This is a genomic window from Paraburkholderia metrosideri, from assembly GCF_904848625.1.
In the GTDB taxonomy this organism is placed as follows: Bacteria; Pseudomonadota; Gammaproteobacteria; order Burkholderiales; family Burkholderiaceae; genus Paraburkholderia; species Paraburkholderia metrosideri.
In genome coordinates this window covers 242,632-254,494 of the sequence record NZ_CAJHCP010000005.1, presented here as the reverse complement: position 1 = coordinate 254,494, position 11,863 = coordinate 242,632, and the positions used below count along the sequence as shown (strand labels likewise).

General features: G+C 60.1%; 8 protein-coding genes. 3 read left to right on the top strand and 5 right to left on the bottom strand.

Annotated elements, in window-relative coordinates:
- Positions 1–4 precede the first annotated feature (4 nt).
- The 4 genes from frc to LMG28727_RS12220 form a co-directional block, all read right to left on the bottom strand.
- A complete protein-coding gene (gene frc / locus LMG28727_RS12235) occupies positions 5–1,252 on the bottom strand; it encodes a formyl-CoA transferase (protein ID WP_201642584.1) in 1,248 nt (415 codons plus the stop codon).
- Between the two features lie 24 nt (positions 1,253–1,276).
- Positions 1,277–3,076: a thiamine pyrophosphate-binding protein gene (locus LMG28727_RS12230; RefSeq protein WP_201642583.1), complete on the bottom strand. Its 1,800-nt coding sequence runs from the start codon at positions 3,074–3,076 to the stop codon at positions 1,277–1,279.
- Positions 3,077–3,746: 670 nt separating this feature from the next.
- On the bottom strand, positions 3,747–4,466 hold the full coding sequence (locus tag LMG28727_RS12225) for a GntR family transcriptional regulator (protein WP_201642582.1): 720 nt from the start codon (positions 4,464–4,466) through the stop codon (positions 3,747–3,749).
- Complete coding sequence (locus LMG28727_RS12220) at positions 4,444–4,668, bottom strand: hypothetical protein (RefSeq protein ID WP_201642581.1); 225 nt, start codon at positions 4,666–4,668, stop codon at positions 4,444–4,446. Before LMG28727_RS12220 ends, LMG28727_RS12225 begins: the two co-directional genes overlap by 23 nt.
- Before the next feature lie 385 nt (positions 4,669–5,053).
- Between LMG28727_RS12220 and shiA the strand changes: the two genes are divergently transcribed.
- From shiA to LMG28727_RS12205, 3 genes are all read left to right on the top strand, one after another.
- Complete coding sequence (gene shiA / locus LMG28727_RS12215) at positions 5,054–6,373, top strand: shikimate transporter (protein WP_201642580.1); 1,320 nt, start codon at positions 5,054–5,056, stop codon at positions 6,371–6,373.
- 394 nt (positions 6,374–6,767) lie between these two features.
- Positions 6,768–8,171 (top strand): L-lactate MFS transporter, encoded by a 1,404-nt coding sequence (locus LMG28727_RS12210; protein WP_201642579.1) that lies wholly within the window; start codon positions 6,768–6,770, stop codon positions 8,169–8,171.
- Positions 8,172–8,181: 10 nt separating this feature from the next.
- Positions 8,182–8,310, top strand: a complete 129-nt coding sequence (locus LMG28727_RS12205; RefSeq protein WP_201642578.1) for an MFS transporter small subunit — start codon at positions 8,182–8,184, stop codon at positions 8,308–8,310.
- Between the two features lie 145 nt (positions 8,311–8,455).
- Here LMG28727_RS12205 and LMG28727_RS12200 read toward each other — a convergent pair whose 3' ends face one another.
- Entirely contained in the window at positions 8,456–11,422 is a 2,967-nt protein-coding gene (locus LMG28727_RS12200; protein WP_201642577.1) for a YadA-like family protein, read from the bottom strand.
- Positions 11,423–11,863: the final 441 nt, after the last annotated feature.

The window sequence follows — 11,863 nt, the reverse complement described above, 5'->3', positions numbered from 1 at the left end:
GGTGCTAGATCGCGCCGGCAGTCCGCAACGCACTGATCTGCTCGACCGAATAACCGAGTTCGGCCATCACTTCGTCAGTATGTTCGCCGAGTAGTGGCGAGCGTTTGACTTCGGTGGGACTGTCAGAGAGTTTGATCGGATTGCCCACGGTCAGATACTTACCGCGTGTCGGATGATCCACTTCGACGATCGTGCCTGTTTTGCGCAGCGAAGGTTCCTCAGCGATTTCTTTCATCGACAGAATCGGGCCGCACGGAATGTCGTACTTGTTGAGAATCTGCATCGCTTCGAACTTGGTCTTGGTCATCGTCCAGCGTTCGATCTCGGCGAAGATATCCTTCAGATGCGGCAAACGCGCGGCAGGCGTCGCATAGTCCGGGTCCGTCGCCCACTCTTCCTTGCCGATCACGTTGCAGATCTTCGCCCACACCGGCGCCTGCGTGATGAAGTAGATATAGGCGTTCGGGTCCGTCTCCCAACCCTTGCACTTCAGAATCCAGCCCGGCTGACCGCCGCCCGACGCATTGCCCGAGCGCGGCACTGCTTCACCGAACTTCCCATTCGGATATTGCGGATACTCTTTCATCGTGCCGGTGCGATCGAGCCGCTGCTGATCACGCAATTTCACGCGACACAGGTTAAGTACGCCATCCTGCATCGCGGCGAGTACACGCTGTCCGCGACCGGTATGCGTGCGCTGATACAACGCGGTGACAATGCCTAACGCCAGATGCAAACCCGTACCGCTGTCACCGATCTGCGCGCCAGTCACGACGGGCGGCCCGTCGTCGAACCCGGTGGTCGATGCCGCGCCGCCCGCGCATTGCGCGACATTCTCGTAGACCTTGCAATCTTCGTATGGCCCAGGGCCGAAGCCCTTCACTGACGCTACGATCATTTGCGGATTCAACTCCTGGATCCGCTCCCACGTGAATCCCATACGATCCAGCGCGCCCGGCGCAAAGTTCTCGACCAGCACATCGCATTTCTGGATCAGCGCTTCGAGAACCTGCTTGCCTTCCGGGTTCTTCGTATCGATCGTGACTGAACGCTTGTTGTGATTGAGCATGGTGAAGTACAGGCTGTCCACGTCGGGAATATCGCGCAGTTGTTCACGCGTGATATCGCCTGCGCCAGCCCGCTCCACCTTGATCACATCCGCACCGAACCACGCCAGCAATTGCGTGCAGGTCGGGCCCGATTGCACGTGCGTGAAGTCGAGAATGCGCACACCGTCGAGTGCTTTGCTCATGTCGTGTCTCCTGAAAACTGCGGCTTATTTGTACATGGTCTGGTTTTTCGTTCCGGGTGCGTACTCGCGCGGATCGACCCAGATGTTGACCACCGCCGATCGTCCAGTGCGGTGAATCGCTTCGCGGGCGCGTTGCAATGCGCCGGCTATCTGTGCAGGATCACGCACTTCTTCGCCGTGGCCGCCGAGCATTTCAGCGAACTTGCTGAATGGCACGTCGCTCAGCAGGTTGCCGACATTGCCGCGTTCTTCGCCGTATTTGGCTAGCTGACCGTAGCGGATCTGGTTCATCGCCGAGTTATTGCCGATGACCGCGAGATACGGCGCGCCGAAGCGGTTCGCGGTTTCCATGTCGAACGCGGTCATGCCGAACGAGCCGTCGCCGTAATAGCACAACACTTCTTTCTGCGGGTGTGCGAGTTTGGCCGCGAGTGCGAAGCCCGTACCGACGCCGAGCGAGCCGAGCGCGCCGGGGTCCATCCACTGGCCGGGACGGCGCGGACGCACCGCTTGCGCGGAAATCGTCACGACATCGCCGCCATCGCCGATATAAACGGTGTCGTCGGAGAGAAACTCGTTGAGTTCGTAGGCGACGCGATAGGGATGAATCGGTGTGCTATTCGATTTGAAAAGCGGCATCAGCTTGTCGGTCGCGGTGGCTTCGGCGTCCTGCAACTGCGCCATCCACTTGCGGCGCGCCTGACGTTTGTCATCCTTCAGACGACCGCTCGCGGCCTGCAACACCGCCGCCAGAATGGCGCCCGGATCGCCGACCAGGCCGAGATCGATATCGCGATTCTTGCCGACCGTCCGGTAATCCATGTCGATCTGCACCAGCGTGAGTTCTTTGCTGATGCGCTTGCCGTAGCCCATACGGAAATCGAACGGCGTACCGACGACGATCAGCACATCCGCATTCGCAAAGGCCTGCGAACGCGTACGGTCGAAATGATGCGGATCGCCCGGCGGCAATAGCCCGCGGCTCGCGCCGTTGAAATAGCCGGGGATGTCGAGGCCACGCAGCAATGCGACGGCTTCTTCATGACCGCGCGCGGTCCACACCTGCTGCCCATAAAGAATCGCGGGGCGCTCCGAATTCACGAGGATGTCCGCGAGTTTTTCGATATCGCGCGGATCGCCGACCGATTTTGTCGAGGCCCGATATTGGCCTGGCTGAGGAATCACAGCGCGCGTCAGGTCGACTTCGCGGTCGAGCACGTCGCGCGGGATCTCGAGATACGACGGACCCGGTGCGCCGTTGAAGCATTCGCGCGCGGCCATCGAGATCATGTCCGCGACGCGCTCGGTGCTTGACACGCTGGCGGCGAATTTCGTGATCGGCGCCATGATGTCGACGTGCGGCAGGTCTTGCAGCGAGCCCATCTTGTGCTGGGTGAGTGCGCCTTGTCCGCCGATATGCAAGATCGGGCTTTCCGAACGGAACGCGGTCGCGATGCCGGTCACCGCATTCGTGCAGCCTGGGCCTGCGGTTGTGACTACGCAGCCGAGCTTGCCGGTCTGACGCGCGTAACCGTCGGCAGCGTGCGCGGCCACCTGTTCGTGCCGCACGTCGATGATGCGAATTCCTTCGTCGACACAGCCATCGTAAATATCGATGATGTGGCCGCCGCACAGCGTGAAGATCGTATCGACGCCTTCGTTTTTCAGCGCCTTCGCCACCAGGTGGCCGCCGGAGATGACGCCGGCATTACGCGTCTTTTGCCTGAGCGTGTCGTCGGCGGTGGTGGTGTTTGTGCTGTTTGTGCTGTTTGTGCTGTTTGTGCTGTTTGTGTCTGGGGTCAAGGATGAAACAACTGCTGACATGGTTGTCTCCTGTGTCGACCTGAGTTAGCGCTTTAGCGCTTACTCAGGTCCCATGCAAAGCTGTCGGTGGGAGTTAGCGCTTTAGCGCTTACTCCCACCCCCTGCAACGCTGTCGGTGGGAGTTAGCGCTTTGGCGCTTACTCCCACCCCATGCAACGCTGTCGACCTGAGTTAGCGCTTTAGCGCCCACTCCAGCCCCATGCAAAGCCATCGACCAAAGTTAGCGCTGCGCCACCCAACCCCGATCCCATGAAAGTTGTTGCTGCCCACCCGGTTGTGCAACCACTTATCGACAGACGCATCGAAACACATCGAATGTCATCCCCATCCACCTCACCAGATACATACCGTATGTGATATATCACATTCAGGCAAGGCCGATTTCACGCGGTTTTACTGCACCGGATTCACAGCTGTGAGGCTTACCAAATAAGGCTTTCGAGAGAAATTCCCGAACAACGCAACGGCATTCCAAGGGAAACCACCAGGCCACCAACTCATCCACTCCGATGTTGATATATCACATACCATATTTTTAAGACCGTCAAGCAAGGGTTTATCCGGAATCCTGTCTGCGGCACCGCGCCAAAGCAAAAAGGCCCGCAGTGTTTTCACACTGCGGGCCTTTCCGATCGTCGGCTCGCTCAACCCCTCACATCGCCCTCAACCGTCAGTCCAGAAAATCGCAATTCGCTTCGACAAACGCAGCAAGATCGAGCGAATGTTGACGAGTCAGACGCTCGGCCAGTTCCGTATCCCGTTTCTCCAACGCCTCGATAATCCGCAGATGATCGACGATCGAACGCGACGCACGGTCGCTCTGCGAAATCGTCATGCGACGAATCGCGCGCACGTGAATGAAAATGTTCTTGATCGTGTCGAGGATGATCTGCGACTTCGACAACTCGACGATGGCCTGATGAAACGCGATATTGGCGTCCGAATATTCGGCAATATGCTCGGCCGGGGTAGCGTCGCGGAAATTGTCGAACATGTGGCGCAGACGGGCGATTTCGTCGTCCGTTGCATGCAGCGTGGCAAGCCGCGCCGCCATGCTTTCAAGCGCCGCCCACATCTGGATCATCTCGACAATTTCGCGCTTGCTCTTGCGCACGATGTAGATGCCGCGCCGCGGCACCATCCGCAAAAAACCTTCCTGTTCGAGCAAGGTCATCGCTTCACGCACCGGCGTTCGGCTCACGCCGAGCGATTCGCTCAGCACGCGTTCGTCGAGCCGGATTTCTTCACGATTCCGGTAGATGTCCGCATCGGCAATCGCCTGGCGGAGCATCGCATACGCCTGATCGCGCAAGCTCGCGCTCGCGCCGATGGGCTGCAATGACAGGGTCAGCGGTGTAGCCACTGCTTCAGTTTGAAGTTCTGACGACATTCATCGCCTCTGGTTGAACATGCGCGCGATACGACACCGCGTGCGCTGCCTCGTCACCTTGCTCGCCCAGCCCAATAAAGCGGCCATGTCGCGATGCCAGTTGCGCAACCGGCTGCGGAATCCAGTCGGTCAACAAAACGGTGGCGGCAGCGCCTAAACCCACAACAGCAATGGTGAACAGCATGAGAGGCACAAACTCCATTTGCAACTCCGGACGATTAAGTGAACGAATCACTCAATCATATGCTGCAACGCCGCATTTTTCAATATTCCGTATGTAGTATATCAACGAAACTGTTGTTTTCAGGATGGATTCCTAACGTTAGCACGCGGCGAGCGCGATGGGTTTGTCGCCTCGGACAAACACACAGCGCTTGGTGTATACGCGCAAAACGCGCGCTATGCGCGCACTTCCGTGCGATGATCGCGCAATTTCACCCGAATGCGGATTGTGAGATTCGGCTCGCATCATTAATCTTCCGGACATCCTGCACGGATCGAGCGCGGCGCGGTCCCTTGCGTTGGCCTTTGCCCCGGCTGCGTCGGCCGATCCCGCGTGCAACCCCAGTTTCAAGGAGACATTCGTCATGAGCACAACCATCCCGACCGCCACCATGGGCGACAACCGCGCCACGCGCAGCCAGGCGCGCAAGGCGGCACTCGGCAGTTTCATCGGTGCCGTGGTCGACTGGTACGACTTTCTGTTGTACGGGATCGTCGCGGCTTTGGTTTTCAACGCCGAGTTTTTCCCGAAGGTCAGCCCGGCAATGGGCACGCTCGCTGCGTTCGCGACGTTCGGCGTCGGCTTCCTGTTTCGCCCGCTTGGCGGCTTCGTGTTCGGCCATTACGGTGACCGCCTCGGCCGCAAACGCATGCTGGTGTTGACCGTGATGATGATGGGCCTGTCGACCGCTGCAATCGGTCTGCTGCCGGCCTTCTCCACCATCGGCTGGTGGGCACCCGTTCTGCTCGTCACGTTGCGTGCGATCCAGGGCTTCGCGGTCGGCGGCGAATGGGGCGGTGCGGCACTGATGGCGGTCGAAAGTGCGCCAGAGAAGAAGAAGGCGTTCTACAGCAGCGGCGTACAGGTCGGTTATGGCGTGGGCCTCGTGCTGTCGACGGGATTGGTCGCGATCATCAGCCGCTCGATGGATAACGAGTCGTTCCTGAGCTGGGGCTGGCGTCTGCCGTTCCTGTTCAGCGTGGTGCTGGTACTGATCGCACTGTGGATCCGCTCGAGCATGGAAGAGTCGAAGGAGTTCGTCGAAAAGGTCGGCAAGAAGGGAGAGCGCAGCGTGCGTCTGCCGATCGTCGAAGCATTGCTCCGTCATCCGAAAGCGTTCCTGCTGATCATCGCATTGCGTCTCGCCGAGTTGTTTACGATGTACATCGTGACGGCGTTCGCGCTGAACTACTCGACCGCGAATCTGCACATGCCGCGCGAGTTCTTCCTGACGATCGGCCTGTTGGTCGGCGCACTGAGCTGCGTGACGATTCCCTGCTTTGCGTTGCTCGCGGACCGCTTCGGTCGCCGCCGCGTGTACATCATCGGCGCAGTGGTCGGCATGTTCAGCGCGGTGCCGTTCTTCCTCGCACTCGACGCGCGCTCGACGGTGTGGATCGTGGTCTTCGCGGTGATGCTCGCCAACGTCGCGCACGACATGGTGGTCAGCGTGCAGCAGCCGATGTTCACCGAACTGTTCGGCACTGAGTATCGCTACAGCGGCGCGGGCGTCGGCTACCAGGTGGCGAGCGTGGTCGGCGGCGGCTTCACGCCGTTCATCGCGGTGGCGCTGGTCAGCTTTGCAGGCGGCTCGTGGCATCCGGTAGCGGCGTATCTCGCGATTGGTTGCGCGATCTCGGTCGCCGTCGCGGCAAAGATGAAAACGGGCCGCGGTATCGCCTGAATCTCGCGAAACAATCACGGCTGAATCGGGCCGGCGTGTGGCGAAGAAGCCAGCGCCGGCCTTTCTCTTTTTGCGCTGCAGTTGCTTGTATGACGCACAGATCCCGGTCGGGCAACCCGCCCGTCGCTCTGCATTGCGCTCCCACCTTCCCCATTCGTCCGATTACAATCCTGCCTCACCAGGTGTACGCCTTATGCTGTGCTATCTCATATTGCAAAGCTCAAGTGCACCTCATATCGTTCACCCAGGCGGGGTTCGCCACAATTGAACTCACGCCATATGAAAATTCATATCATATTTTGACGATACGGGAATCGGCGAACGTTACGCTGCGACGCCTCAAGCATCGCGTGTAAAGCGCCGATAACAAAGACTTCGTCAACGGAGGCAGACCATGAGCAGCATTACCGAGCCAGGCGGGGCGTCCGGCTCTTCCCCATTTTTTTCCAAACAGGCTACCGTCGCGAAGCCAGGTTTCTCGCGTTGGATGGTTCCGCCCGCTGCCCTCGCCGTTCACCTCTGTATCGGCCAGGCGTATGCGTTCTCTGTCTTCAACGGTCCGCTGACCAAAGTCATCGGCATTACGCAAACCACGGCCGACGACTGGTCGCTGACCTCGCTCGGCTGGATCTTTTCGCTGGCAATTGTGTTCCTCGGATTGTCGGCGGCCTTTGCCGGCAAATGGCTTGAACGCGTCGGCCCGCGCCGCACGATGTTCACCGCCGCGTGCTGCTTCGGCGGCGGCTTTCTGGTCTCTGCGCTTGGCGTACATCTGCATCAGATCGCGCTGCTCTATCTCGGCTATGGCGTGATCGGCGGAATCGGGCTTGGGCTCGGTTACGTCTCGCCGGTATCGACGTTGATCCGCTGGTTCCCGGACCATCGCGGCATGGCAGCGGGCATGGCGATCATGGGCTTCGGCGGCGGCGCAATGATTGCCGCGCCGTTGTCGGTCGCGCTGATGAACCACTTCCGCAGTGCCACCAGCATCGGCGTAGCCGAGACCTTCGTCGTGCTCGGTATCGCGTACTTCATCTCGATGTCGATCGGCGCACTTGCGATCCGCGTGCCGCCCGCTGACTGGAAACCGGCTGGCTGGACGCCCGCCGCGACCAGTCAGAAGAAGATGATTTCGCGCAATCACGTGCATATCGACCAGGCATTGAAGACGCCGCAGTTCTATCTGATCTGGCTGGTGCTGTTCCTGAACGTGACAGCCGGCATCGGCATTCTCGGCCAGGCCTCGGTGATGATCCAGGAGAGCTTCAAGAACACGGTGTCGGCGGCGGCTGCAGCCGGCTTCGTGGGTCTGCTGTCGCTGTTCAACATGGGCGGCCGTTTTGTGTGGGCGTCGGCGTCGGACTGGATCGGCCGTAAGAACACGTACTTCATTTTCTTCGTGCTGGGCGCCGTGCTGTATTACCTCGTGCCGAGCTTCGCGGCCTCCGGCCAGATCGCACTGTTCGTGCTCTCGTACTGCATCATCCTGACGATGTACGGCGGCGGTTTCGCGACCGTGCCCGCCTATCTCGCGGACATGTTCGGCACCGCATTCGTGGGCGGCATTCACGGACGGCTGCTGACTGCGTGGGCGGCTGCCGGCGTCGCCGGCCCGGTGCTGGTGAACTACATTCGCGCGTATGAAGTCGCCAACGGTGTCGCCAAAGCAGATGCGTACACGATGACCGTTCACATCATGGCCGTGCTGCTGGTGGTCGGCTTTATCTGCAACCTGCTGGTCAGGCGTGTGGATGAAAAACACCACATGACCGACGCACAACTGGCTAAAGGCAACTAAGGAGATTCGCATGTCGACAGCTCACATTCAGAGTCCAACCAGCAAGGCGAAGCTCGCGGTCTTCTGGCTATACGTGACGCTTCCGCTGGCATGGGGTGTGGTCAATACCCTCACGCAAGCGATGAAGCTATTCAAATAAGTTCGACCCGGCACCCCGTGGTTTCGGGTAACGGGGTGCCGGCAGCGAACGCATGCGCTAGGCCCGGTTGCGCTGCGTGGCTGCCGGTTGTCACTTTCACTCAAGCCTGTCACACGCGCCTGTCACGCGTGCCGAAAGCTGGCTGCTACCACTGATAGGCGGCACCTGCACCGACCGTTGTCGTTGCTGCACTAATGCCCGCGCCGAGTTTCACCTTCAGGCTTGGCGTGACACGCGCCGAGAAGCCCACGGCCACTGCCTGATATCCCTTATAGCCCGCCGTCGCGACACCGATTGCCAGATTCTTGTTCGCATCGACTTCCGGCACCATGGTCAACGCAATAGCCGAGGCCGTGCCCGAGTAAGCATTGCGCGCAATTTCGTTCAGGCCGCCCTGAAACTGCTGCATGGTCACGGCGTCAGTGGGCGCCTGGCCAGCGGCGACGTTCGTGATACGACGCTCGTTGCCGGCCGAACCCACCGAGACGGTGCCCGTCTGGTCGGCCACCGACCCCTCGCCGAGCGCCACCGAATCCGGCGCGGACGCACGAGCGCCGCCGCCAATCGCCACCGAGCCGTTACCGATCGCCTCGGCCGCGTTCCCCGTGCTGTTGACCGAGACATAAGCATCGCCGGTGGTCTGATAGTTCTGCACAGTCTGATTGAGGTTGCCGATCTGCTGATTGGTCCGCCAGAGTTGTGCGCCGGTCACTGCGTCGCTGCTGGTTGCCGATACGTCGCCGTCCTGCAGGTTGGTCAGTACGACCTTCGGCGCATTGGCCGCCGTGCCACCGAGGGTGATCCTGTTATGCGCGGAGTCGTCGTACTGCACCGCGTTCGCCATCGTTCCGTTGATGCCGCCTAGCGTCGTCTGCAAGCCCGCAATATCCGCGCTGTTTTGCGTGGTGCGCGTATCCAGATTGGTGATTGCACTGCCAACGTTGTTCACGACTGTTCCGCCCACGTTATACGAAGGCGCCGACACCGCGCCGTCTGCGTCGACGGTCGAGCCGCCGCCGAGCGCCGCCGCCGTGTTCTGCCCCTGCGCATACAGTTGTGAGCCGTTGACCGCGTCGCTGCTGGACGCGCTGACCGTACCCGGCGCGACCCCGGTGACGACGCGGCTGCCCACTGTGCCCGCGACATTGACGAGCGAACCATCCATCGTCGTACCGATGTTGATTGCGCGGGACAGCGGATCTTGCGTGACCACGCCGATCCCGCCGACCGCCATGTTCTGCTGCAAGGTGCTCAGGCCACTGTCGAGCGAGCCGAGCGCTTCCCCGACCGTGCGCTGCGTGCCGCCCTGCACGCGATACGTGGGTCCGGTGAACGAGCCGTCCGCGTTGATCTGCGCGCCGCCGCCCAACGCCGCCGCCACCGGTTTGAGCTGACTGAGGTTGACTGCGGATGCGTCCGTGGTACCTGCCGCTACTCCCGTCAGTTCGCGCGCGCCGTCCGTGCCGCCGAAGTCGATGCGCGCGCCATCGGCCTCTTTCGCCACGCTGAGATTGCGCGACACCTGGTCTTGCTGGACCAGCCCGATCTCGCCGGTGGTGATCTGGTTCGTGATGTTGGTCACGTCCCCTTCTATCGTCGTGGTTCGGGTGTCGAGATTGTTGATGGTCGACGTGTTGTCGGTGACGCGCTGGTCGAGGTTCGTGATGGTCGACGTGTTGTCGGTGACACGCTGGTCGAGGTTCGTGATGCTCGACGTGTTGTCGGTGACACGCTGGTCGAGGTTCGTGATGCTCGACGTGTTGTCAGTGACGCGCTGGTCGAGGTTCGTGATGCTCGACGTGTTGTCGGTGACGCGCTGGTCGAGGTTCGTGATGCTCGACGTGTTGTCGGTGACGCGCTGATCGAGGTTCGTGATGTCGTTGCTGTTCTGCTCGACCACCTGGTTGGTGCCGAACAGTTGTGCGCCGTTCACAGCGTCCGAGCTATCTGCAACGAGGTTGGCAGCACGCACATTGGTGATCTGGACCGGCGTGTCGGCGTGGCCCAGCGTCACCCCATCATGCGCTGGCGAATCGTACTGGACCGAATCGGAGCTCGCCTGCGTACTCGCAATCACCGCTGCCGCGAGCGCCGAGCCAACATCGTTATAAGTCGCTGCACCCACGTTATAAACAGGCGCGACCATCGCACCGTTGGCGTCGATCGACGCGCCGCCACCCAGCGCATTAGCCACACGGGAAAGCTGGCCGACGTTGGCCGCGTCGGTGGCTTGCGCACCGTCTGCGACGTAGGCGATCTGCCGCCCTTGCGTGGCATTGCCCACGGCAATCACATTGACGCGGTCCGCGACCGAATCGCTGCCGAGTGCGACCGAATTTCTCGCGCTGACTGATGAATTCGGCCCCAGCGCCACCGAGTTCGTGGCCGTCTGCCCAACAAACACGTTGTATCCAATGGCTACCGCTCCCGTCGACGTGGCGCTTGCAAAGCCGCCGATCGACGTGCTGTTGAACGCACTCGAGCGAGCGTTGTAGCCGATCGCCACCGAGTTGTCGGACAGCGCGCCCACCGTCGCACTCGCGCCGACAACGGTCGAGTTGACCGACAACGCACCCGCCCCCGCGCCCACTGCGGTGGATGCATTGCTGCCCGCAGCCGAGCCCCCGCCGACGGCCAGCGCATTGATACCGGTCGCCGCAGCGGTCGGTCCGATCGCCATCGCGTTCAGCGCGCTCGACGCACTGGTACGCGTGCCCTGAACAACGTTTTCACTCACTGAGATGTAATCGGTCACAGCCGGCGCCGTGGTCGCGAACGCAACGATCTGTTGCTGCGCGTCGGTCGGCTGGATGCCGGCGAATTCGCTGGCGTTTTGCATGGCGGTCGTCGCGCCTGCGGCATTGGCCGACGCGCTTCGTGCATACGCCGTCAGCACCCGTTCGACGCCAGAACAGTCCTGCGTTTGCAACGCGCAATTATCGGCACGGGCAGGTTGAGCAAAAGTCAACGCGCTCAACAGACCTGCGCTGGTGGCCACTAGCGTCCGGCATGCCATCGCGGTTCTCAGCGCACTTCGCTTTGCAAGCTCCGGCGCGCGCTCAGCAATCCGAGGCGTTTTAACTCGCATACTCTTATAGGTCTTATTCAACATGTCTTCCCCTCTCTCATCTCGGTCTATCAACCAAGATTCTTCCTATGACATCCTAATTAATCTAAATAAAACAATCGAAAATTAGGAGCGTATTACGCTTTCGATTTATCGTTAAAAGCGCAACGCCCAGTGTGCCGTGACAGGAGCCACATCGAGAATACGACTACTCCTAAAAAGGATAAACAACAACTTGCCCAAGAAAAACGATCTATTTTGATTAAGGATAATTAGCAAAAACAAGCCGGTTTTCTTAGCTTTAATTTTATTTAATAAGCCGAGAATAGAATCGCCACCGGTCTTCTTAAATAAAAACCGGAAATATCGAGAGACAACATTGAATTGACTTAAAGAGTCTTAAATTACATGAAGACAAGAGATGGGTAAGCCAACCTGGCTGTCAGGGAGAAAGCCAGGTATGCGTCAGCGGAACAGCAGCGTTCA